We start from the raw sequence: 23,675 nt of genomic DNA on the forward strand, positions 1-23,675 counted from the left end.
CCAGCGACCCTTAGGTGGCTGGCCTCATTTTTAGTGCTTGCTTTTGGTATTAAGTTTTCATACCTGGATTAAGGCGAAACTAAAAATCGCTGTCATAGGCTTCGCGTGGCGTTGAAATGGGTAGTTTAGCCTGCTTATATCCAGCGCTTTGATGGCTCACTTGGTTAATACGAAAGTGGGCAACCAGCTGGCGCAGTTGGGTGCTGAGTTGTGCCAAAGCCTGGGTAGCGTGATTGCTTTCTTGCACTAAGCTGGCATTTTGCTGGGTCATTTGATCCATCTGGGTCACCGCTTGGTTGACCTGCTCGATACCGCTACTTTGCTCAATCGTAGCGGCAGAAATTTCCTGAACCAGCGTGCTGAGCTGTTTTATATCGTCGACCATACCATTGATCACATCGCCGGTATCACGTACCTGACGACTACCTTCAACTACTTTGCTGTCGGATGTCTCGATCAGGGTTTTGATCTCTTGGGCGGCCGCGGCTGAACGGCTGGCTAGCTGGCGAACCTCATTGGCTACCACGGCAAAGCCACGGCCTTGCTCGCCTGCTCGTGCGGCTTCCACTGAGGCGTTGAGGGCTAAAATATTGGTTTGGAAGGCAATGCCGTCAATAGTGTTAACGATACTGCTCATTTGCGTGGCGCTTTCGTTAATCGTTGCCATAGTCGTGATCACGTTAGACATCGCATCACTGCCACGCTGAGCGCTGTTGGCCGTCTTAGTCGCAAGGCTGCGCGCATGATCCGCGTGTTCAGCATTCTGCTTCACCGTAGCGGTTAGTTGCTCCATGCTGGAAGCTGTTTCTGCCAACGAAGCTGCTTGCTCTTCAGTGCGTGTAGAGAGCTCTTCGTTCACAGCCACGATTTGCTCTACACCATTGTTGACTTGGCTCGCCCCATGATGAATATCGCCAATAGTTCCTGCTAGAGTTTCACGCATGCGGTTGATATCAAAAAGTAAGCTGTTCTGATCCTTCGCCGAAAGCTGGGTGGCTTGGGTAAGGTCACCGTCAGCGATATGGCGTACCACGCTAGCGGCATAACGTGGGTCACCCCCAAGTCGACGCGCCACATCACGAATCACCCACCCCATCAGCAGTGTCACAGGTAAGCCGATAATCAGTAGGATCACTATTGAGCGAATCAAACCAGCAATAAAAGCGTCATTAATATCATCAATGTAAACGCCTGCTGCCAGCGACCACTGCCACTTGGGGAGATGAGCCACATAACTGATTTTCGGTACCTGGTTGTCCCCGGTGATGCGGCGAGAGTAATAGTCGACATGGCCGCCACCGGCTTGCGCTGCTTCAAGAAAAGCTGCATAGAGATTCATTCCGCTGGCATCACGGTAAGTGGCCATGTCTTCACCACGTGGACGGTTGGGGTGAGACACAATTCGTAAAGCGTTATCAAAGGAGAAGATGTATTCGCCTTCACCAAAATTCACGCTCGACATATTGTCGATAGCGCGCTGCTGGGCGTCTTCAAGGCTAAGGTCGCCACTCTCTACCCTGGCCTGCAGGGCCTCAAGCTGACCATGCACGCTTTCGACTACGTGCTGAATGCTGTCGCGGCGTTCGCTCGCAATCGTTTGGCGATTTTCCAGCGCCAGCCAGCCAACCATCAGCAGCATGGCTATCCAGATAATGCCTAGCGTGCCCCAAAGCTTTTGTGTCGTCGTAAAACTTTTCATGAATTCCCTGGTAACTTTTTTAATAGGTGAACAAGCCCAGACTTATATCGACCATAATGACTAATGCTTTAGTCGAGTTTTGAAAAATAGATGCAGTAACTGTTCTTTTAATTCTTTGGTGTTATAAATATATAACATTATTGTTGGTATGATGGGAGGAGAGCGCTACCTCGAACAGGCCAATGACAGGAGGCAACGTATGCAACGCCCGATCGTTACCCACTTTTTTGATGAGATGAGCAATACGTTCAGTTATGTGGTGCAAGATCCTGATAGTAATGCCTGCGCTATTGTAGATTCCGTACTGGATTTTGATTATGCCGCTGGGCGAACGGGGGTGTGCTCGGCCGATAAAATCATTGGCTTCATTCGGGAGAATGACTTAGTAGTGGAGTGGATCCTAGAAACCCATGTACATGCTGATCACCTCTCAGCAGCCCCTCATTTACATCAACAGCTAGGCGGTAAAACCGGTATTGGTGCATACATTGTTGAGGTGCAGGAAATATTCGGCAAAGCGTTTAATGCAGGTACTGATTTTGCTCGAGATGGCAGTCAATTTGATGCGCTGTTCAATGAGGGAGACATGTTTACGATTGGCTCCTTGCAAGGCCTCGTACTACACACTCCTGGGCATACGCCTGCTTGCTTAACCTATGTAATAGGAGAGGCTGCTTTTGTGGGCGATACGCTGTTTATGCCTGATTACGGCACTGCACGGTGTGATTTTCCCGGTGGTGATGCGCGCATGCTTTACCGCTCAATTCAGAAAGTATTAGCGTTGCCGGAGCAAACAAGACTGTTCTTGTGCCATGACTATAAGGCGCCAGGGCGAGATACCTACCAGCATGAAACCAGCGTGGCTGAGCAGCGCATGACTAATGTGCATGTACATGAAGGTATTGGTGAAGATGAGTTCGTGAAAATGCGTTCTGAGCGTGATGCCACCTTGGGTATGCCGAAGCTGATCATACCATCGGTGCAGGTCAATATGCGGGCAGGCGAGATGCCTCCAGCTGAAGATAACGGCCAAGTCTATCTAAAAATACCGATTAATCGTTTCTAAACGGTTTTTATCTTAACCAAGGAGCGCTATATGAAAGCTAACGTAGGTGGTATCGATAAAGTAGCACGCATCGTAGTAGGTGCGGTGCTTATCGGGTTGGCGTTGACCGGAACAGTAGGTGTCTGGGGGTGGGTAGGTATTGTGCCTTTGGCAACCGGCCTTTTTAACTTTTGCCCGCTTTACCCGTTGCTGGGCATTTCAACATGTAAAACCAAGCGTTAAAACGATCACTAACCATGTGGCTAGTTGAGTTAACAACGTCACAGGCACTTTTCAGGAGTATTCCGTGGACTGGACAGCGAGTCTGCAAGGGTTGGTAGGGGGTGTATTGATCGGCCTCTCTGCGGTGTGGCTAATGGGTTCCCTTGGGCGCATTGCTGGTATCAGTGGCATTGTCGGTGGCTTAATTACCCAGCGACCTAAAGGCGATAGCGCTTGGCGGCTGGCATTTCTAGCTGGATTAGTCAGCGGCCCGTTGGTGGTAATGGCTGTAGGCGGTGGGCTGGGTAATGTGGCGAATGTGCCTGGTGCAGTGATTGGAGAACCTGCGGGTGGTGTTCCGTTGATGTTACTGGCTGGGCTATTGGTAGGCCTGGGCACTGGGCTTGGAAGTGGCTGTACCAGTGGTCATGGTGTATGTGGGTTAGCACGTTTGGCGCCGCGCTCTATGGCCGCTACCGCTATGTTTTTGGTGGCAGCTATCGTGACCGTGTATGTGGTGCGTCATCTGTTAGGAGGTGGGGTATGAGTAGTGCCACGGCTACCACGGCGGCTGGCTATGTTGCAGGGTTACTGTTTGGTCTGGGATTAGCGGTTTCAGGCATGACAGACCCTGCACGCGTATTAGGTTTTTTAGATATCGCTGGCGCTTGGGACCCAACCTTAATGTTTGTGTTAGGGGGGGCTGTGATCACGACGTTTATCGGTTATCGACTTGTCTACATGCGTGGAAGGCCGTTGTTTGGCAATAGCTTTCAACTGCCGAGTAAGCAAGAACTAGACGTTAAACTGCTTGGTGGAGCTGCGCTGTTTGGTATTGGATGGGGGCTTTCTGGCTATTGTCCTGGTCCTGCCATTGCTTCACTTGGGGGACCATCGCTACCTCTCTTAGCCCTTTTAGTCGCCATGGTCGGTGGGTGGTTCATCGCCAAACGTTGTTAGCATCCTGTTTTCACCACTGCTCTTGTTGCTCTCTGACTACAGAAACTGAGTGTCCCAGCTGAGAATTTTAGCAATGGTAGTGCACTCAGCTTCTGTGTCCGAGAGTTTTCGGAGTTAAGGTGCTGCGCTGCCCATCATCTCGATAAAACGCTCTTCGCTCGGTAGGCCTTGGATGCGATCAATTCGCACGTTACCGCCATCTGTTTCACGCTGAAAAGCGCTGGTGGGCGTCGCGTATAAACCTAGCTCCTCAAATAGCTGGTTATTGGCATAGACCTGCTCTTCTATATCCCGAGGCTGTGCGCTGGCGCTGATGGTTGCTCCTTTGCTGTGGGCATTGAGCGCGGCTGCTGGGTCGTCTGCGCCAAGCATGGCCGCAGCCATAGCGGGGCTATTGTGGGCTAAAATGCCTACCATTATATGACGTAACTGGACTTGGCCGCTCTCAACCCATGGCCGTGCTTGCTCCCAAAACTGGTGGCAATAAGGGCAGTTTGCATCGGTAAAGGTGTAAATAATACGTGGTGCTTCTGTATCGCCATCCTGTATCCAGTGACTATCTTCCAGTAATTGCCATGTTTCAGCTTCTAGGGGAGCACGTACATGCTCATCCAACTGAGCTTCGGTGAGGTCGTTGCCTTCACTATCCATCAGTGTGCCTACAATGGCGTGCTGACCATCCGGGGTTAAATAAATCGCCATGTCCTGCCCCTGAACGCTGGCGCCATAACCCCGTAGCCCACCAGGTGCTTCGAATTGTCCGTAAATAGTTAACCCTTGGTTACTAAGTGCCTGCACTGGTGCTGGAAGCTCTTCTGCATGGCTGAACGGTACAGCGCTAATGCTGGCTAACATAATAAAACGGCTTAGGAGGGAAAGAGAAAAACGAGGCATAACCGTATCCTTAGAAATAATCACTGCAACAGTGTGTCATCACTCGATTATCTGGCGATTATGTTTCGCTATCCTGAGGCATTATGTCGCAACGTTCTTGTCTCAACTTCCAGCCTCAACTGCTCGCCACTAGCCAGCGTACTGCATAGGGTGGTAGGGCGGCGTCCTCCCTCCAGGAGGTGTCGGAATTTAGGAGTTGCCAGTCATGCAGCCCAAGCAACTGGCTGAGAGGCTCTCCAAAGTTATCAAAGGGAAGTGGTGAGTCGGTAACATTAAAAAGCGCGAGTAAGCGTCGTCCCTCTCCAAGAGGGCCTCGCTCGATCGCGAGTAGCTCTGGTGGGGTTGGTAAGACCCGCTGTGCAGCATGGGGGTGGAAGCAGGGTTCGTTACGGCGTAGTTCTAAAAGAAGGCACAGGGCATGGAACACATCATGGGTTGGCGTGGAAGGGCTCTCCAGCAGTAGGGCAAGCTCATCGAATTTCCAGCGACGTCGATTAATTGAGCGAAGTCGCCCACTACGCTCAACGCCCTCTACGTCGTTAAGCGTTCCGGTCAGTGTGTGTAAGTAGAGGGCTGGAATGCCCTGTAGACTTAGCATGATAGCTTGGCTACATATAAAGCGCGCAATTTGCCAGGGGTCTGGCCCTCGGCGTGTGCCGCGCATAGCTTCGAACCAGGTAATGTTAATCTCGTAGGGCGTGTCACTACCGTCTGGGTTGCTACGCATGCTGACAAAACCACCAAAGCGGTGCATCAGCTCCAGAAGTGCGTCCCGCTCATGGTCAGGGAGTAGGCCTTCAAGAGGGCGTACACCAATGCCGTCATGGCTGGCGGTAAAGTTTAAGTAAGTACACTGCTTAGGCAATACTGGCAAGCTGGCAAGCCAGGTTTGCAGTGTGGTTGCTTCTCCTCGGGTTAAGGTGTGTAGCAACAGCGGTGGTAGGGCAAATTGGTATACCATATGTGCTTCATCGGGCGCCCCTTTAGGAAGACGCTCAAGACCAAAATAACTAATGTTTTCTGCATGAGGCACGTTAGTTTCGGTAATGAGTAGGGTGCCAGGCGCTATTTCATCCACAATCGCTCGTAAAAGGCGCACGACAGTGTGAGTTTCTGGCAGATGGATGCAGGTAGTGCCCAAGCGTTTCCACAAAAACGCGACTGCATCCAGGCGAATCATGCGTACGCCTTGTTGGAGGTAGAACAACAAAATACCGACAAACTCTAGTAGTACGTCCGGGTTTTCAAAGTTTAAGTCGATCTGATCTTCTGAGAATGTGGCCCATAAGTGGCGAGTGCCGCGGCGAGTCGATATTGGGACTAACAGTGGGCTGCTGCGTGGCCGTGTTACTTGAGAAACGTCGGTTTCTGGATCTACTTCAATAAAGTAATCACGACCGGGCAGGCTGCCGGTCAGGTAGTCTACAAACCAGAGCGACTCACGAGAAACATGGTTAAGCACTAAATCGGCCATTAGGTCGTAGTGGCTAGCCAGCTCGCGAATATGTGACCAGTCGCCTAGTACTGGGTCTACCTCACGGTAGTGAATTACTGAGAAACCGTCGTCGCTACTCCAGGGGAAAAAAGGCAAAATGTGCACGCCACTAATGCGCTCGCCTAGATAGTGTTGAAGGAAGTGACTGAGTACTGCCAGTGGCGGGGCGTCTTCAGTAACAATAGAGTCCCCATAACTGATCACCCACTGATCTTTCTCGCTCCAAGTTGGTGCGTTGGGAGCTGCAGTATTACAGGGAAGGGCAGCCGGAAGCATGGGGCGAAAGTGCGCAATATGCTGTTCTAAACGTCGCTGCACTTCGCCTGCACGGGGGCCGTAAAGGTGCGATAAGTAGTGATGAACTGTTTTCTCAAACAATGACATGCGGGCGCTCTCCTAGACAACTTACGACAAACGCTGCAGCTTGTGTGCCAAATCGTTACAATGCTAGGTTAATGCCGCGTTGAATGAATATGCTTTTTTGTGCTGTTACCCGCACGTACTGACAATAGGTTGACTGCCATGCATTGCCCTTTTTGTGGAGCTAATGATACTCGTGTGACTGATTCGCGACTGGTAGCAGAGGGTGACCAGGTACGTCGGCGTCGCCAGTGTGCAAGTTGCCACGAGCGCTTTACTACCTATGAAACCGCTGAACTCGTCATGCCACGGGTTGTAAAGTCTGATGGGTCGCGTGAGAGTTTTAATGAAGCTAAGTTACGGGCGGGTATGCTGCGCGCGTTGGAAAAACGCCCTGTCAGCGCAGAGGCAATTGAGGCATCGGTTGAACGTATCCGTCAGTCGTTACGTGCCAAAGGGGACCGGGAGGTTAATGCCCGCGAAATTGGCGAGGCTGTTATGAAAGCGTTAAGTAATCTAGATCAGGTTGCTTATATCCGTTTTGCATCGGTGTACCGTAAATTTCAGGACTTGGATGAATTTCGAGCTGAAATCGACCGGCTTTCCCAGGATCCGGATCAAAGCCCTGTCGCGGCATCCTCGCATCGCGGCGGAGAGCACTAATGGACGCTGAGTCTAGCCATACGCAATTTACACTATATGACCACCAGTACATGGCACGCGCTATTCAACTGGCCAAGCAAGGTCTTTATACCACCGACCCAAATCCCCGTGTTGGCTGTGTCATCGTTCGCTATGATGAGTGCAAACAGGGGAGAATTGTCGGCGAAGGATTTCACGTCAGGGCTGGAGAGCCCCATGCAGAGATACATGCACTGAAAAGTGCAGGGGAGTTAGCCAACGGGGCAACGGCTTATGTCACGCTTGAACCTTGCTCCCATACCGGGCGCACTGGCCCGTGCGCTGTGGCGCTGGCCGAGGCCAAGGTTACCAGGGTAGTTCTCGCCATGGTTGACCCTAACCCCTTGGTGAGCGGGCAAGGTATTAAGCTACTTGAGGCATCGGGCGTGGTAGTCGAGGCCGGTCTTTTGGAGAGCGATGCTCGAGCGCTCAATCCAGGCTTTATCTTACGTATGCAGCATCAGCGGCCCTTTGTGCGTCTTAAAATGGCCATGAGTCTGGATGGTCGTACCGCAATGGGGTCGGGAGAGTCTCAGTGGATTACTGGCCCTGAAGCACGTACTCAGGTACAGCGGTTACGTGCACGTTCTAGCGCTATTTTAAGCGGCGTTGAATCGCTTATTATGGATGATTCACGGCTAACTCTACGAGCAGATCAGCTAGCGCTGGCCAATGCCGATGAAGTGGTTAAACGCCAGCCATTGCGCGTTATTTTAGATTCGCGGCTGCGTTTACCGCTTGCTGCCGCCTGTTTGCGCGAGCCGGGGCGCACACTGGTCGTCACCACCGAGCAGCACAGCGAAGAAAAGCGCCGAGAATTGGAAGCGGCAGGTGCAGAAATCATAGTATTTCCTGCTGACCAGGCCGGGCGTATCGCGTTAGCTGATATGTTGCGCTGGCTAGCCGATAATGAACAGGTCAATGAGTTACTGGTAGAAACTGGCGCCACGCTTGCTGGCGCGCTTTTGGATGCAAATTTAGTCAATGAACTTCAGTTATTTGTTGCCCCGACGCTACTCGGTGGTGAAGCAAGACCCTTATTTGCGTTACCAGGATTGACCCGAATGGCAGATCAAAAGCGGCTCACTATTAAGGAAATGTGTGCTGTTGGTGGTGATTGGCGCATTATTGCTGAGCCCTATCTTGCCAAACCCTGTGCCGACTAGCGCAAGATTCGATAGCAAGGTACCCTGACGCGCGAAATCGCATCTAATGCGACCACTTTTTTGGGAGATTCCATGGCGCACTTCTCTTCTGGGGGATTATCCCCTATCGCTGAGCTGGTGGAAGATATTCGCCAGGGTAAAATGGTGATTCTCATGGATGATGAGGATCGCGAAAACGAAGGTGATATCATTATGGCGGCCGAAAAGGTTCAGGCCGAGCATATCAACTTCATGGCGCGTTACGCGTGTGGTCTTATCTGTATGCCAATGACCCGTGAACGTTGCGAACAGCTGAATCTGCCGCTAATGGTACGTGATAACGGGTCAGGCTTTGGAACCAAATTCACGCTTTCCATAGAGGCAACCGAAGGCGTTACCACTGGTATCTCTGCTGCTGACCGCGCTCGCACCGTTCAGGCTGCGGTAGCGCAGAATGCTAAGCCATCTGATATTGTACAGCCGGGACATATCTTCCCACTGATGGCAGAACCAGGTGGTGTGCTGCGTCGTGCTGGCCATACTGAAGCCGCTTGTGACCTTGCCGCGTTGGCTGGTTTCGATCCCAGTGGGGTGATTTGCGAAATCATGAACGACGACGGCAGTATGGCGCGTCGGCCTGAGTTAGAAGTATTTGCCAAAACGCACGGTCTTAAAATTGGCACAATTGCGGATTTAATCCACTACCGCATCGTCAATGAGCAAACGGTTGATCTAGTGGAAACGAGCAGTGTGAATACTGCCCATGGAAAGCTTGCGCTGCATGTATTCCGTGATCGTATTCAAGGCGCGCACCACTTGGCGTTAGTGAAGGGGCAGCCAACCCCCGAAGAGGCCACCACAGTACGCGTTCATTTAGCCGATACACTGCGTGATGTGCTGGGCTTAATGAAAGGCGAGCAGTGTCGTTGGGATTCACATCGCGCGATTAGTGAAATTGCTCAGGCATCGACTGGCGTATTTGTGCTAATTGATGATGGTCGTCCTCACCAGGACCTGAAAGATCAACTTGATATTTTCCTAGATCGCGTACGCCAGCCGCGCACTAGCGACTCAGACGGTTCAGGCAATTATTTAACGATTGGTACTGGCTCGCAAATACTGCGCCATTTGGGCGTTGGGAAAATGCGGCTACTTAGCTCCCCGTGGAAATTCTCGGCCCTCTCCGGGTTTGATCTCGAAGTCGTCGAGCGCCTGGGGCCTAATGACACGGCGTATGAGCCAACTTCTCAGCAGGAATAAATTGATGCAATCCCTTTCGCAAGTTGAAGGCACCTTTGTAGATGTTGATGGCCGCTATGTCATCGTCGTAGGAAGGTTCAACCACCACGTGGTTGATAGTCTCGTTGAAGGCGCGGTCGATAGCTTAACCCGCCACGGTGTTGATGCGGAAAACATCCATATTGTTCACGTGCCAGGTGCCTGGGAACTACCGTTGGCAGTAAAGCGTGTTCTTAAGGGTATGCAGCCTGATGCAGTGATTGCCTTAGGTGCAGTTATTCGTGGAGGGACGCCGCACTTTGAGTACGTAGCGGGTGGCTGTAATACGGCAATTAATCATCTCCAGCTTGAATTTGATACACCAGTGGCTAACGGCGTGCTGACTGTTGAATCTATTGAACAAGCAATTGAGCGTGCGGGCACCAAAGCCGGTAACAAAGGCACTGAGGCGGCAATGGCGGCAATGGAAATGGTCTCGCTACTGCGTGCGCTTCCAGTGGGAGATTCGAAATGAGTGAGCGACGTGAGCGTAAGCCCTCTGCCGCACAGCAAGGGCGCCACGCCGCACGCGAGCTGGCGGTTCAAGGCCTTTATCAGTGGCACATGACTGGTAAGTCGATTACTACTATAGAAGCGGAATTTCGTAGTCAATTAGCAGACGATGACCTGGAAGATCATGAAAACTGGGTCAAAGTGATGGAGATTGCTGATAAAGCTCTGTTCCATGAGCTGTTACACAATACGGTGCGCTTCAAGGCTGAGCTCGATCGTGAAATATCACCGCTATTGGATCGTCGCTTAGAGGATTTAGATGCCGTGGAGCTGGCAATTCTCCGTTTAGGCGCCTACGAACTTTCGCGTCGCATGGAAGTGCCGTACCGTGTAGTAATCAACGAAGGCGTTGAGTTGGCTAAATCATTTGGCGCCACCGACGGCCATAAGTACGTAAATGGTATTCTCGATAAGCTGGCTAACCGCTTACGAAGTGCCGAAGTCAGCGCCCGTCGTTTATAACGCGGGCGGCCTGATCATGCGTTTAAGGGGCCTTTGTGCTTGCCGAATTTGATCTGATTCGACGCTATTTTATGTCGCCGCAGGAGGCGCAAGCGACAGATGGCGTTGCCCTCGGAAATGGTGACGATGCCACCCTATTGTTGCCCCAGGCGGGGCAGCAGCTGGTTGTCAGCGTCGATACTTCCGTAACCGATGTCCACTTTCCTTGCGACGCGCCTGCTTATGCGATTGGGCACAGAGCGCTAGCCGTTGCGTTAAGCGATTTGGCTGCGATGGGGGCTGCTTCCCGCTGGTGCCTGATGGCGTTAACCTTGGATCAGCGGGTCTTTACAGATAGTGAAATGGCTGAGCATTGGCTGTCGGAATATGCCAGTGGATTCCATACGCTCTGCCAGCGGCATGCAACGATATTAGTCGGAGGGGATGTGACCTCTGGGGCGCTAACTATCGGGGTGACCGTTATGGGTGAAGTGCCTATCGGTAAAGCCATGACACGCTCAGGTGCCCAAGCGGGCGACGCTATTGCAGTTACCGGTGCGTTAGGCGGTGGTGCGGGTGGATTAGGGCTGTGGAAGCAGGGTGAGCGTGACATTTCTCATCCGTTACTACAGCGCTATTTACTTCCTGAACCTCGCCTTGCAGCGGGTATTGCTCTGCGGGGTATCGCCACTGCTGCGATGGATATCTCTGATGGGTTGTTAGCGGATTTAGCTCACCTTAGGAATGCTTCAAAGGTAGGGGCTGCAATCGACCTTGAGGCGCTTCCACTAGTTGATGGGTTAGAGCATCAAGTTGGGCTAGAGGCCGCTCGTAAAGCAGCGCTCTCTGGTGGTGATGACTATGAACTTTTGGTGACGCTGGCACCTGCTGATGTCGCGCTTGCTCAGGCTGAGCTTGCCAAGCTAGGTATACCGCTAACTGTCATAGGACGCTGTAGTGAGACATTAGGTGTCACTGGAGTTGCGCCTGCAGACTATATTGGCTGGCAACATTTCAGTGGGGTAACACTATGAATCGTGCGCCCGCAAGTGTTTGGCGGCGGCCAACCCACTTTTTTGCCTTTGGCTTGGGCAGCGGCACTGTGCCTTGGGCCCCAGGTACGTTCGGAACGCTTGCCGCTATTCCATTCTACTGGATTATGGCTGACCTGCCGCTGGCTTGGTATCTAAGCCTAGTGTTTGTCGCTTTTATCGTAGGTGTTTGGCTATGCGAGAAAACCTCGCAAGATTTAGGGGTGCACGATCACTCCGGTATTGTTTGGGATGAGTTTGTCGGTTATTGGATTACCATGGCGGCGGTGCCCTTCTCTTGGGAAGCGGCTCTATGGGGGTTTATAGTATTCCGCATCTTCGATGTTTTTAAACCCTGGCCTATTCGCTGGGCAGATCGTCGGGTAGCGGGTGGTTTTGGCATTATGATTGATGACGTTATGGCAGGGATCTACGCCTGGAGTACTATGCATCTGTGGTTCTGGTTGCACTAGCAAGGTTGGCTCTGCTCGCTGAGGTGAGCTGTTAAAGGAGATGGAATGCGCAAGGAACGTCTGATCGCTCCCATCCTCGCCGTTATTGCTGTTGCTTGGATGGTAGCGCAATTGCTATCTAGTGTGCTGTTTGAACGCAGCCTTCGCCAAGCGCTGGAAGACCTAGAGGCGAGAGGCGAGTGGCGGGTTAGCCGTACAGAAAGTCGCCAGGGGTGGCTAACATCACAAGGTAGCTTGCTGCTGTCTCCGCTTCTTGGCCGTCCATGGCGTCTAGAGCTTAGCTACCACGCCCGTCACGGTGTGCTGAGTACTGATGTTGAAGGAACATTGCTACCGCGCTTAGACAGCGCATTGCAAAAGGCAGTGGGTGAAGTATCAGCTCCTTCTATACCGCGCTGGCAAGGCCGCTATCATACACTGAGCGGGCATAGTGAGCTGCGTTTAGCGTTGGCACCGTTTGTTATTCAGCAAAATGGCCGAGAGTTAGATGTACGTGGCGCGCGTATGCGCCTTGAAGGTATGTTTGGCGACTGGAGAACGCGCGTGCTGTTGGACCAGTTGACCCTAACTGACGGGCTTGCTCAACTCACCCTTGGCCCTGTAGTTCTCGAAAGCCGCTACACCTATATTGAAGATGCCTATCACTTTGCTCAGCGTGACCACCTGCATATTGAACACATAGCGCTGCATTACCCCGCTTATGATGTGCAAGTAACGCCCATAGATATTCATAGTCATATGGTGCTTGACGAGAGTGAGCTGCGTCTTAAGGGCAAGCTTATTATTGGTGAGGTGCGCGTGCCCAGTGAAGCGCCCGAAACCCCTCTGTTAGGCGGCCGAATAGAAGCGGAACTCTCACGTCTTAATGGTGACGCCGTGCGCCAAACGATTCGTCGGTTACGTCAGGAAGCTGCTTGGGGGGATAGAAGCCTGCCTATGGCAGAGGGGCTGCTGGCCCGCTTAGAGACAGATTTACTTAAGGTTCTAAGCGATTCGCCTCGTTTAGATGTAACTGCTGTCGTGATTGACAGCCCGCTGTTGGGTCTGAGCGTTGATGCTGATGGAGCGCTTTTCTTTGATGCCCGGCGACTTGATGAGTTAAGTGTTTTAGGATTAGAAAAACCTGAAGAACGAGCACGTTGGTTAGAGCGTATCGATGGTGATTTTATATGGCACGATGCTCCAACGGTTGCAGCACTGTGGTTGGGGTTGCCACTCGGTACGCGGGAACTGCAGTTTGATGTGATTCGTGGTGTTTGGCGCGTTAATGGCCGACCAATGCCTGTATTATGGCCCTAGGCATTAACTCAAGTGCACGCGAAGGGTTGAAGTTTTAGTTCTATGCCCACATTCCATTAGCAATACTGAGCGGTGTCAGCCGCTAGTCACTGCTGATTGGAGGGCGCATGAGCGACCAGGATTACGACCGCGATCACGAACATCAAGAATGGCTAACTGATGGTGAGCCACAAACGCCATACGAAGCCCCCCCTGCTGATGATGACAACCCTGATTATGAAGATCATCGCTCTGATGGCGAGCAGGTAAACTCGCTTGTGCCGGCCAGTGAGATGCTGCCAGAGCGTATTTATCTGTTGCCGATCCACAATCGTCCTTTCTTTCCGGCTCAAGTACAGCCCTTAGTGATTAATCGTGAGCGTTGGGAAGAGACAATGCGTCGCGTGGGCAATACACCGCACCAAACTATTGGGGTTGCTTTTGTCGGCGAGCAGGGTGTTGAGTCGCTTGATCATGAACACTTTCCTGAGATTGGTACCGCTGTCAAAGTGCATAAGCTCAAGGGCGAAGATCAACAGATCCAGTTTATCGCCCAGGGGATTCAGCGTTTTAAAATTCAGCGCTGGCTTTCTAAGAAGCCGCCCTACCTAGTAGAGGTCAGCTACCCCAAAGAGCCTGTTAACGCTGAAGATGAAGAGACTCGCGCCTATGCCATGGCAATCATCAACGGTATTAAAGAACTGCTGCCCATCAATCCGCTTTATGGCGAAGAATTAAAGCATTACCTCAACCGCTTTAGCCCTCACCAGCCAGGCCCGCTAACAGACTTTGCTGCCGCCATTACCTCGGCAAAAGGTTACGAGCTGCAAGACGTGTTAGCCACGCTGCCAGTGGCTGAACGTATGCATAAAGTGTTGCCGTTACTACGTAAAGAGATTGATGTCGCCCAGCTGCAAAGCGAAATCAGCGAGCAGGTTAATGCGCAGATGCAGGAGCGTCAGCGAGAGTTTTTCCTGCGAGAGCAGCTTAAAGTTATTCAGCGGGAGTTGGGTATCTCCAAAGATGATCGTGAAAACGATGTCGATACCTTCAAGAAGCGCTTGGAGTCGTTGGTAGTGCCTGAGCGTGTGCAGGGACGCATTGACGACGAGTTAGACAAGCTTAGTGTGCTTGAAACCGGCTCCCCTGAGTACGGTACTACGCGCAACTACCTTGATTGGTTAACCTCTTTGCCCTGGGGAGTTACCAGCCAGGATAAACTTGATTTGCCCCATGCCAGGGAGGTGCTAGATCGAGACCACGATGGTTTGAAAGATGTCAAAGAGCGGATTATTGAATTCCTGGCCGAAGGTACTTTTAAAGGTGATGTAGGCGGATCTATTGTGCTGCTGGTTGGACCGCCCGGAGTGGGTAAAACATCAATTGGGCGTTCTATTGCTGAAGCGCTAGGTCGTGAGTTTTATCGCTTCTCTGTAGGTGGTATGCGCGATGAGGCTGAGATTAAAGGCCACCGGCGTACTTATGTGGGGGCAATGCCAGGCAAGCTGGTTCAGGCATTTAAAGAAGTTGAAGTAGAAAACCCTGTCATTATGCTGGATGAGATCGACAAGCTTGGTCAGTCGTTCCAGGGGGACCCCGCTTCTGCGCTGCTGGAAGTGCTAGACCCTGAGCAAAATGTCGACTTTCTTGATCACTACCTCGATGTGAGGATGGACCTTTCCAAGGTACTGTTCATATGTACTGCCAATACCCTGGACTCCATTCCAGGCCCATTGTTAGATCGTATGGAGCAAATTCGTCTGTCAGGTTATATCGCCGAAGAAAAGCTGCAAATTGCCAAGAATCATCTTTGGCCGAAACTGCTTAAGCGCGACAATTTACCTAAAAAGCGCATTAATTTAACGGATGCCGCACTTAAACAGGTAATTGATGGCTACGCACGAGAAGCGGGTGTTCGTCAGTTGGAAAAACAGCTGCATCGTATTGTGCGCAAGGCGGCAGTGAAGCTGTTGGAAGAGCAGGTGGAAACGGTAAAGGTTTCGGTTAAAAATCTGGAAGAGTTTTTAGGAGCGCCGCTATTTCGTAAGGAGCAGGTACTTAAAGGTGAGGGTGTGGTAACAGGGCTGGCCTGGACCTCTATGGGCGGGGCCACGCTGCCTATTGAGGCCGGTAAGGTGCACGCGTTAGACCGTGGTTTTAAGCTGACGGGTAAGCTAGGTGATGTCATGAAGGAGTCCGCTAATATTGCCTACAGTTATACCTTGGGACATTTGTCGGAGTACGGCGCCGACGCGGGCTTTTTCGACTCGGCATTTGTGCACCTTCACGTGCCAGAAGGCGCTACACCCAAAGATGGCCCTTCTGCAGGGGTGACGATGACCACTGCGCTCCTCTCTCTGGCTAAACATCAGGCAATTAACCGCCCGCTCGCGATGACTGGAGAACTAACGCTGACAGGGCAGGTTCTCCCGGTGGGTGGAATACGTGAGAAAGTCATTGCTGCGCGACGCAGCGATATTTTTGAAGTAATACTGCCGGAAGCTAATCGACGGGACTACGAGGAGTTACCCAGCTATTTAAAAGAGGGGATGACAGTGCACTTTGCTAACCGTTACCGTGATGTCGCCAATGTGGTATTTAGTTAAGGTCATGTGATTTTAATAGCGCTAGCGCTTGGTTTGGGCGTCGCTTCTTAAAGAGCGGCGCTTTTTTATAGCTATTTACTGGTTAAATTGCTTTCAAAAACAGGATAATAGCTATAATTAGAAAAAAAGACTTCTGGCTAACTGTCTGGTTTTTCAGAAGTTCGAAAATCATAATCCAGGGAAGCTCTGAATGCGCAATAACCAGCCTATAACTCAGCGTGAATACGTACTGGACGATGAAACAGTTTTGATTTCTCGTTCAGACTTAAAGGGCAATGTGACCTATGCCAATGCGGCTTTTGTCGAAGTAAGTGGTTATACGCGTGATGAGCTGATGGGGGCTCCTCATAACCTGATCCGCCACCCAGATATGCCGGAAGTCGCTTATAGGGACTTTTGGAGCACTATCCAGTCAGGTGGGACATGGCAGGGGGTAGTTAAAAACCGCCGTAAAAATGGGGATCACTACTGGGTTATTGCCACAGTGGCGCCGCTTCGTGATGGTGACCGGATTGTGGGTTACACCTCTCTGCGCCGAAAGGCATCACCTGAACGGATAGCATTGGCGGAAAAAGTGTATGCCGAGATACGCGACAAGGGGAAGTCTCGCCGTTACACGCTCTCAGATGGCCTGTTGAAACGCCGAGGCATCGGCGGTTTTTTTGCTCGATTTCAGCTTACTAGCTTAAAAGCTAAGCTCACCGGTATGGTGGTGGCATCGTTGGTGTTGCTCGCGATGGCTGGTGGGCTAGGGGTTTATGGCTTAGTCAGTTCTGGGGAGCGCCTGGAGACACTTAACCGTTTCGGCCTGGAGTCCGTAGCCAGCTTACAGCGTATGGAACGTCGAGTTGGGCAGGTCGTTGAAGTGCTGGAACCCGCCGTGCGTAACCCCCGACGGGTGGATTTAGCTGTCGTATCTACTTCAATTGAAGAGCATACACAGGTAATTCAAAATCAGTGGGAAGAGTACCTCTCGTATAATGATTCTTCCGATGCTAGCCTGCAAAGGTTTGATGTTGCATTGGATACTTGGCGTAATGGTATTGATGTGGCGCTTACGGCCATCTTAGAAGCGAATGGTTTTGCAGCGTTTGAAGCATTTAATGACAGTGTCCAGCCTGCTACTGAGATACTTCGAGAGGCGAGTAGCCAGCTAGTTACCCGTGAGCGTGAAAACGCGGAAAAGTTGGTAGCTGAAGCGCAACAAGGGCGTCAGCAGATGCTTATTGCTCAGTTGATGCTAATGGTGGCTGGCCTGCTGGTGATGGTGGGGTTAAGCGTTATCATCCTGAAAACAGTGTTCCGTAGTCTGGCGGGCGCTCGGCACATGACGTTTCAAATTGCAGCAGGCAATTTAGCCGCACGTGAACATCGCCAAACCAACGATGAGTTGGGTGAGCTACTCTACTCACTAGATACCATGCGCTTTAGCCTAGCGAGTATCGTGGGGGAAGTTGAAAATCGCGTTTCAGTGGTAACCCCTGCCGTGCAGCAAATTGCCGCTGAAAACGAGGAGTTAGCATCTCGTACTGAGCAGCAGGCCTCATCGCTTCAGCAAACCGCTTCCAGCATGGAAGAGATGACTTCAACCGTACAGCAGAACACAGATAACGCCCGTCAGGCTACTGAGCTTGCGGTGCAAAATGCCGCCAGCACACGAGATACCCGCCAGCAGATGAAGCAGTTGGTAGAACGCATGCAACGGATTGCAAAAAGTGCTGAGAAGATGACCGAAATGATTGGCGTGATTGACAGTATTGCCTTTCAAACAAACATTTTGGCATTGAATGCTTCGGTAGAAGCCGCTCGAGCTGGTGAGCACGGTCGGGGATTTGCCGTAGTGGCCAGCGAAGTGCGTACATTGGCAAGCCGCAGTGCCGATGCTGCACAAGAAATTCGCAAAATGATCGACAGCACAACGCAAGAGGTCGGCGGAGGTCGTAGTGCTGTTGAGCAAGCTGAACGCGCGATTGAAAACGTGGTGCAGCAGGTTAACCGCGTAAGTGAGCTAATGGAGTCTATTAGCACGGCGTCGAGTGAGCAAAGCAGTGGTATTGGGCAGATCAATTCAGCCATTGCGGAGATGGATAACGTGACCCAGCAGAATGCGACTAAGGTACAGAGCATTGCCGCTTCGGCAGATAACCTAACGATAGAGGCGTTTGAGCTAGCTAATGTTGTTGATGCGTTTCGTCTTGAAGGTGCCCAGGATGAAAATATTCAGGCCGCCCGTGACAAGCTCCAACAGGTCAATCACACGCGACGTAAGGCATCGCTTAATTTGCCAACTGGCACTCCACTGCCAGTATCCCCTCGCTCTCAAATCTCTCAAAGCTGGGAAGAGTTTTAAGCAAAATGGTTAAGTGAGGGCTTTAGACAAGCGCTTCACACAAGGGCTTTCAGCACTATATCAAGAGCTTCAATAATGGGAGGAGGTTATCGATGCAGAGCGGATAGTTGCTCTGCATCTAGTCTCTTCGGTTCGCTCATGCCACAATTCAAAGTCGCTGGATTCACTTGCCTGCTGCCAAGAATGTAGCAGGCCACGATAAAGATGTAGAGGACACAATGCCTGAGTATCGCTCCCGTACCACTACCGCTGGCCGTAACATGGCCGGTGCCCGTGCCCTTTGGCGTGCCACCGGCATGAAGGACGACGACTTTCACAAGCCGATTATTGCGGTGGCGAACTCTTTTACTCAGTTCGTGCCGGGCCATGTCCACCTAAAAGACATGGGGCAGTTGGTTGCCCGTGAAATAGAAAAAGCGGGCGGCGTGGCCAAAGAGTTCAACACCATCGCGGTCGATGACGGCATCGCTATGGGACACGATGGCATGCTCTATTCGCTGCCTAGCCGCGATATTATCGCCGATAGCGTGGAGTACATGTGTAACGCCCACTGTGCTGATGCCTTAGTGTGCATTTCTAATTGTGACAAAATCACACCAGGAATGCTGATGGCCGCGATGCGCCTCAATATCCCGGTTGTTTTTGTTTCGGGTGGCCCCATGGAGGCAGGTAAAACTAAGCTTCTAAACCACGGCTTAGATTTGGTTGACGCTATGGTGATGGCTGCTGACGATAGCGTGGATGATGAAACCCTTGCCGAAGTAGAGCGCAGTGCTTGCCCCACCTGCGGTAGCTGTTCGGGTATGTTTACCGCCAATTCCATGAACTGCTTAATGGAAGCGCTGGGTTTAGCGCTGCCTGGAAATGGCACCGTACTTGCCACCCATTCAGATCGCCGCCGTCTGTTTGAAACCGCTGGTCATCGGATTGTGGAACTGGCCAAACGCTTCTATGAAGGGGAAGAAGCTCACCTGTTGCCTCGCGCTATTGGCAACAAGGCTGCGTTTAAAAATGCCATGACGCTGGATATCGCCATGGGTGGCTCAACGAATACTATTTTGCATCTGCTGGCTGCTGCTCAAGAGGCGGAAGTGGACTTTTCCATGGCGGATATCGACCGTCTTTCCCGGGAAGTGCCTCAGCTGTGTAAAGTGGCGCCTAACACTCAGAAGTATCATATTGAAGATGTCCACCGCGCAGGCGGCATCATGGCAATTCTAGGCGAACTAGACCGCGCTGGTGTATTGGATACATCAGTGCCGACTGTATACGGTGACAGCCTGAAAGCGGCGCTGGATGAGTGGGATATCATGCGCTCGCCAAGCCCTGAGGTGATGGAGTTTTTTAAAGCAGGCCCCGGCGGTGTACCTACCCAAACCGCTTTCTCGCAAAGTGCCCGTTGGCCAAGCCTGGATGGCGACCGTGCCACCGGCTGTATCCGCGACCTTGAGCATGCGTTCTCTAGAGAGGGTGGCTTAGCAGTGCTTTACGGCAATATCGCCCTCGATGGCTGTGTGGTGAAAACCGCAGGCGTAGACGACTCCATTCTAGTGTTCGAAGGCCGGGCTCACGTGGTCGAGTCTCAAGACCAGGCTGTCGCTAACGTTTTGGATGGTAAGGTTAAAGAGGGTGACGTGGTGGTGATCCGCTACGAAGGTCCAAAAGGTGGCCCTGGCATGCAGGAGATGCTCTACCCAACCTCTTACCTAAAATCCAAAGGACTAGGTAAAGCCTGCGCGTTGCTTACCGATGGTCGCTTCTCCGGCGGTACCTCTGGGCTTTCTATTGGGCATGTTTCACCGGAAGCGGCTGCGGGCGGTGCCATTGGCTTGGTCGAGCAAGGCGATACTATTTTGATCGATATCCCTAATCGCTCGATTAACGTCAAACTCACCGATGCTGAACTTGCTAAGCGCCGTGAGGCCATGGATGCTAAAGGCAAAGATGCCTGGAAGCCGGTCGAGCAGCGTCCGCGTAAGGTAACGCCAGCCTTGAAAGCGTATGCACTACTGGCAACATCTGCGGATAAAGGCGCAGTACGCGATCTATCCAAGCTAGATTAATCTTAAGGTGTAAACGCAGCCTGTATTTATTGGTACGGGCTGCGTCTTGGCCAAACGTAGACCGTTAACATGACTAAGGAATGTGATGAAGGCGATGATTAACGTTGGCCTAGTGGGCTACGGATTTGCGAGCAAAACGTTCCACGCGCCGCTTATTCAGGCGACGGAAGGGTTGGATTTAGTGGCAGTGTCTTCAAGCGATGCCTCTAAAGTGCGGGCCGAGTTAGATGTTGAGGTCGAGAGCCAAGCGCTGGCGCTGTGCAAGCGTGATGATCTCGACCTGATCGTTATTCCAACACCTAATGACACGCACTTTCCACTTGCCAAGGCAGCATTGATGGCGGGTAAACATGTGGTGGTGGATAAGCCATTTACCGTTACGCTTTCAGAAGCCAAGCAACTTAAAGCCCTGTCAGTGGATAAAGAGCGCCTCGTGTCGGTGTTTCACAATCGTCGCTGGGACAGTGATTTTCTTACCGTCAAAGCTCTGCTTGAAGCCGGTACGCTAGGTAGCGTCACAGGACTTGAGTCGCGCTTTGATCGCTTTCGGCCTGAAGTGCGTGACCGGTGGCGAGAGAAGGCCACGCCCGGTGGAGGGATTTGGTATGACCTGGGCCCGCACTTGCTAGATCAAGCGTGCGAGTTATTCGGGATGCCGAACGCCATATTGTTGGATCTGGGAGCGCGCCGAGAAGCCGCAAAGGCAGATGATGACTTTTTGGCGCTGTTAGAGTATGACGGCTGCCGTGTCAGCTTGAGTGCCGGCACGCTGGTGGCCGAGCCGACCCCGCGTTTCCGCATCCATGGGACGCAGGGGAGCTACACTAAATACGGCTTAGACCCGCAAGAGGGCCGTTTAAAAGCGGGTGAAACACCTACTTCAGCGTGGGGCGAAGACACTGCCGGTACACTGCTGCTTCGCGAAGGGGAGGGAGAAGCAGCTTCGCTGATACGCCACGAGCACCCATCGAGGCCAGGCGACTACCTTGCGTACTATCAAGGTGTTGCCGCTGCAATTCGCGACCATTCACCGTTACCGGTGGATATCGACGATGCATTGCGCAGTATGGCGCTGTTAGAAGCAGGGTTGGATAGTCACCGACAACGGCGTTGGATAGCCTTGAAGCATCATCTCTAAGTATCTGGGGTGGCTTTGCTGCCACCACAGGTGCATCGTTGGTTCTTTCCTTACAAACCTCGTTATACCACGCTACAAACGTGTCATAGATTGATATTAATAGTCGTTATTAGTTGTTATTAATAGTTTGTTGGCACGTAGTATAGAGAAGGTTCGGCGCGAAAGCAGTGCCGCTGGGGTAGTTGCTAACCCTTCACAACAGACCCATTGTATTGTCCCGCTTCTCTTCGCGTAGCTTATCTCTAGCGATGTAAAGCGCAGCGATAGCACGGGCCTCATGAAAATCTTCTCGTAACAGCAGCGCGGGTAGCTCCTCTAGGGCGTGGGTCTCCACAATGAGTGGTTCAGGTTCATCCCCAGGGAGGCGTTTAGGATAAAGATCAGTGGCTAATAGTACCTGCATGCGGTGACGCATGTAGTTAGGTGCTAACGAAAGCTCTACCAGTGGTTCGATGCAGTGCGCGCCGAATCCACACTCTTCCATGAGTTCGCGGTTGGCCGCAGTGACTATATCTTCACCAGGGTCTACCAACCCCTTAGGTAACGTAAGTACATAATCTTCAAATCCTGCGGCGTACTCGCGAATAAGTAGCACGTGCTCTGGGTCAGGCATGGCAATAATCATTACTGCGCCACGGTCAGCGCCGGTTAAGCGCTCGAATTGGCGCTCTTCGCCATTTGAGAAGCGTAAGTCCAGAGATTCAATATGAAACAAACGGCTTCTCGCGACGCTTTGGCGGGCTAAAATCTGCGGCTTGCGCGGATAGCCAGTTAGAGAATCGCCTGACGATTGATTGTTGATAGACATCGTGCCTCCGTGGCTGCAAAAAACGGGTTACGCTACAATAGCACGCTTACTCTGATAGACAGGAGCGGCAATGATTGATTGGTGCGGGATCGATACTGTCCTACTTGATATGGATGGCACGCTGCTGGATCTGCATTTCGATAGCCACTTTTGGCTGGAGCATTTGCCCCGGCGTTATGCGGAACTGCACCAGCTTGATGTCGCCAGCCAAGAGAAGTTACGCGCGCGCATTATTGGTGAGCAGGGCACGCTCAACTGGTACAGCCTTGCGTACTGGAGTCGAGAGCTAGGTGTGGACATTGTGGCGTTAAAGCGGGAAGTACAGCACCTAATTGGCCTGCGTAGCGACGCACTGGACTTCCTTACATGGCTCAAGCAAGCTCATCCACGTGTTGTGCTAGCCACCAACGCTGACCGAGCCAGTCTAGCCTTAAAACTACCGCTCACAGGGTTGGAAAGCTATCTAGATGCCATCATCTCTTCAGAAGATGTCGGTGCGGCTAAAGAAGAGCAGGCATTTTGGTTCGCCCTTCAGGAACGTGAACCCTTTGATCCTGCACGTACCCTGTTCATCGACGATAATGCCCATGTGCTTGAAAGTGCCCGCGAGTTTGGCATTAAACATCTTTTAGGCATTAAGCAACCCGATAGCCAGCGTCCTGAAAAAGAGCTTCAGGAGTTTATCGCCCTAGACCGATTTGCCCAGTTACTGCCGAGCAATCTGCCAGGGCAGCATTCAGAAACCCTAGGAGGGCGTTAATGAGCGATAGCGTTCGCTTAGATAAATGGCTGTGGGCAGCGCGGTTTTTTAAAACTCGCGCGCTGGCCAAAAAAGCCATTGAAGGCGGCAAAGTGCACTACGACGGCGCCCGAGTGAAAACCAGCAAAACCGTAGAGTTAGGCGCTTTAATACGTGTACCACAAGGTTGGGATATTTATGAGGTAGAAGTCACCTCGCTTTCCGACCAGCGGCGGGGGGCTCCCGAGGCTCGCAAACTCTACGCAGAAACTGATGAGAGTGTGCAGCGCCGTGCGAAAGAAACCGAGGCACGACGGTTAACCAATGAAGCGATGCAGCATCCCCTTAAGCGTCCTGATAAGAAGCAGCGGCGCGATATTCAGCGCTTTCAGCGTCAGCGGAGTGACTAAACGATGAACCCGCTATGCGCTGGTATATCCAAGTGCTTCTCCTCTT

22 protein-coding genes are annotated in these 23,675 nt (G+C 52.0%); 18 read left to right on the forward strand and 4 right to left on the reverse strand.

The window, feature by feature from the left end; all coding sequences use genetic code 11:
* Positions 1-79: 79 nt before the first annotated feature.
* Positions 80-1,699 carry a methyl-accepting chemotaxis protein gene (locus tag CPA45_RS18230; RefSeq protein WP_096654014.1) on the reverse strand — a complete coding sequence of 540 codons (1,620 nt, stop codon included), beginning with the start codon at positions 1,697-1,699 and terminating at the stop codon, positions 80-82.
* Positions 1,700-1,898: 199 nt separating this feature from the next.
* On the opposite strand from CPA45_RS18230, the gene CPA45_RS18235 reads away from it, so the two are divergent.
* The 4 genes from CPA45_RS18235 (at position 1,899) to CPA45_RS18250 (ending at position 3,926) form a co-directional block, all read left to right on the forward strand.
* Positions 1,899-2,765: an MBL fold metallo-hydrolase gene (locus CPA45_RS18235; protein WP_096654016.1), complete on the forward strand. Its 867-nt coding sequence runs from the start codon at positions 1,899-1,901 to the stop codon at positions 2,763-2,765.
* A 30-nt stretch (positions 2,766-2,795) separates the two neighbouring features.
* On the forward strand, positions 2,796-2,987 hold the full coding sequence (locus CPA45_RS18240; protein WP_096654018.1) for a YgaP family membrane protein: 192 nt from the start codon (positions 2,796-2,798) through the stop codon (positions 2,985-2,987).
* A 64-nt stretch (positions 2,988-3,051) separates the two neighbouring features.
* A complete protein-coding gene (locus tag CPA45_RS18245) occupies positions 3,052-3,513 on the forward strand; it encodes a YeeE/YedE family protein (protein ID WP_096654020.1) in 462 nt (153 codons plus the stop codon).
* Complete coding sequence (locus CPA45_RS18250) at positions 3,510-3,926, forward strand: DUF6691 family protein (RefSeq protein WP_096654022.1); 417 nt, start codon at positions 3,510-3,512, stop codon at positions 3,924-3,926. Before CPA45_RS18245 ends, CPA45_RS18250 begins: the two co-directional genes overlap by 4 nt.
* A gap of 114 nt (positions 3,927-4,040) precedes the next feature.
* Here the strand turns inward: CPA45_RS18250 and dsbG are convergent, their stop codons facing one another.
* Both dsbG and CPA45_RS18260 read right to left on the reverse strand, forming a co-directional pair.
* The gene (gene dsbG / locus CPA45_RS18255; RefSeq protein ID WP_096654024.1) at positions 4,041-4,820 is read right to left on the reverse strand and encodes a thiol:disulfide interchange protein DsbG; all 780 of its coding nucleotides are present in this window, start codon (positions 4,818-4,820) and stop codon (positions 4,041-4,043) included.
* 115 nt (positions 4,821-4,935) lie between these two features.
* Complete coding sequence (locus tag CPA45_RS18260; protein WP_096654026.1) at positions 4,936-6,699, reverse strand: sugar phosphorylase; 1,764 nt, start codon at positions 6,697-6,699, stop codon at positions 4,936-4,938.
* 138 nt (positions 6,700-6,837) lie between these two features.
* Between CPA45_RS18260 and nrdR the strand changes: the two genes are divergently transcribed.
* From nrdR to CPA45_RS18320, 12 genes are all read left to right on the forward strand, one after another.
* Positions 6,838-7,338, forward strand: a complete 501-nt coding sequence (nrdR, locus tag CPA45_RS18265; RefSeq protein ID WP_096654028.1) for a transcriptional regulator NrdR — start codon at positions 6,838-6,840, stop codon at positions 7,336-7,338.
* Positions 7,338-8,522 carry a bifunctional diaminohydroxyphosphoribosylaminopyrimidine deaminase/5-amino-6-(5-phosphoribosylamino)uracil reductase RibD gene (ribD, locus tag CPA45_RS18270; RefSeq protein ID WP_096654030.1) on the forward strand — a complete coding sequence of 395 codons (1,185 nt, stop codon included), beginning with the start codon at positions 7,338-7,340 and terminating at the stop codon, positions 8,520-8,522. Before nrdR ends, ribD begins: the two co-directional genes overlap by 1 nt.
* 72 nt (positions 8,523-8,594) lie before the next feature.
* Positions 8,595-9,761 carry a bifunctional 3,4-dihydroxy-2-butanone-4-phosphate synthase/GTP cyclohydrolase II gene (gene ribBA, locus CPA45_RS18275; protein ID WP_096654032.1) on the forward strand — a complete coding sequence of 389 codons (1,167 nt, stop codon included), beginning with the start codon at positions 8,595-8,597 and terminating at the stop codon, positions 9,759-9,761.
* A 4-nt stretch (positions 9,762-9,765) separates the two neighbouring features.
* Positions 9,766-10,254, forward strand: a complete 489-nt coding sequence (gene ribH / locus CPA45_RS18280; protein ID WP_096654034.1) for a 6,7-dimethyl-8-ribityllumazine synthase — start codon at positions 9,766-9,768, stop codon at positions 10,252-10,254.
* Positions 10,251-10,754: a transcription antitermination factor NusB gene (gene nusB, locus CPA45_RS18285; protein WP_096654036.1), complete on the forward strand. Its 504-nt coding sequence runs from the start codon at positions 10,251-10,253 to the stop codon at positions 10,752-10,754. Before ribH ends, nusB begins: the two co-directional genes overlap by 4 nt.
* Positions 10,755-10,789: 35 nt before the next feature.
* Positions 10,790-11,767 (forward strand): thiamine-phosphate kinase, encoded by a 978-nt coding sequence (gene thiL / locus CPA45_RS18290; RefSeq protein ID WP_096654038.1) that lies wholly within the window; start codon positions 10,790-10,792, stop codon positions 11,765-11,767.
* On the forward strand, positions 11,764-12,237 hold the full coding sequence (locus tag CPA45_RS18295) for a phosphatidylglycerophosphatase A family protein (RefSeq protein WP_078088181.1): 474 nt from the start codon (positions 11,764-11,766) through the stop codon (positions 12,235-12,237). Before thiL ends, CPA45_RS18295 begins: the two co-directional genes overlap by 4 nt.
* Positions 12,238-12,282: 45 nt before the next feature.
* Positions 12,283-13,536 carry a DUF945 family protein gene (locus tag CPA45_RS18300; RefSeq protein ID WP_096654040.1) on the forward strand — a complete coding sequence of 418 codons (1,254 nt, stop codon included), beginning with the start codon at positions 12,283-12,285 and terminating at the stop codon, positions 13,534-13,536.
* Positions 13,537-13,643: 107 nt separating this feature from the next.
* Complete coding sequence (gene lon, locus CPA45_RS18305; RefSeq protein WP_096654042.1) at positions 13,644-16,121, forward strand: endopeptidase La; 2,478 nt, start codon at positions 13,644-13,646, stop codon at positions 16,119-16,121.
* A gap of 190 nt (positions 16,122-16,311) precedes the next feature.
* On the forward strand, positions 16,312-18,471 hold the full coding sequence (locus tag CPA45_RS18310) for a methyl-accepting chemotaxis protein (RefSeq protein ID WP_096654044.1): 2,160 nt from the start codon (positions 16,312-16,314) through the stop codon (positions 18,469-18,471).
* 218 nt (positions 18,472-18,689) lie between these two features.
* On the forward strand, positions 18,690-20,534 hold the full coding sequence (gene ilvD / locus CPA45_RS18315) for a dihydroxy-acid dehydratase (RefSeq protein WP_096654046.1): 1,845 nt from the start codon (positions 18,690-18,692) through the stop codon (positions 20,532-20,534).
* 85 nt (positions 20,535-20,619) lie between these two features.
* Positions 20,620-21,672, forward strand: a complete 1,053-nt coding sequence (locus tag CPA45_RS18320; RefSeq protein ID WP_096654048.1) for an oxidoreductase — start codon at positions 20,620-20,622, stop codon at positions 21,670-21,672.
* A gap of 193 nt (positions 21,673-21,865) precedes the next feature.
* Here CPA45_RS18320 and nudE read toward each other — a convergent pair whose 3' ends face one another.
* Positions 21,866-22,480 (reverse strand): ADP compounds hydrolase NudE, encoded by a 615-nt coding sequence (nudE, locus tag CPA45_RS18325; protein WP_096654050.1) that lies wholly within the window; start codon positions 22,478-22,480, stop codon positions 21,866-21,868.
* Between the two features lie 70 nt (positions 22,481-22,550).
* Between nudE and yrfG the strand changes: the two genes are divergently transcribed.
* Positions 22,551-23,240 (forward strand): GMP/IMP nucleotidase, encoded by a 690-nt coding sequence (gene yrfG / locus CPA45_RS18330; RefSeq protein WP_096654052.1) that lies wholly within the window; start codon positions 22,551-22,553, stop codon positions 23,238-23,240.
* Entirely contained in the window at positions 23,240-23,629 is a 390-nt protein-coding gene (gene hslR, locus CPA45_RS18335; RefSeq protein ID WP_078088173.1) for a ribosome-associated heat shock protein Hsp15, read from the forward strand. The genes yrfG and hslR overlap by 1 nt, the downstream gene beginning before the upstream one ends.
* Positions 23,630-23,675: the final 46 nt, after the last annotated feature.

The sequence above is a fragment of the Vreelandella nigrificans genome, assembly GCF_002374315.1.
GTDB classification, from domain to species: Bacteria; Pseudomonadota; Gammaproteobacteria; order Pseudomonadales; family Halomonadaceae; genus Vreelandella; species Vreelandella nigrificans.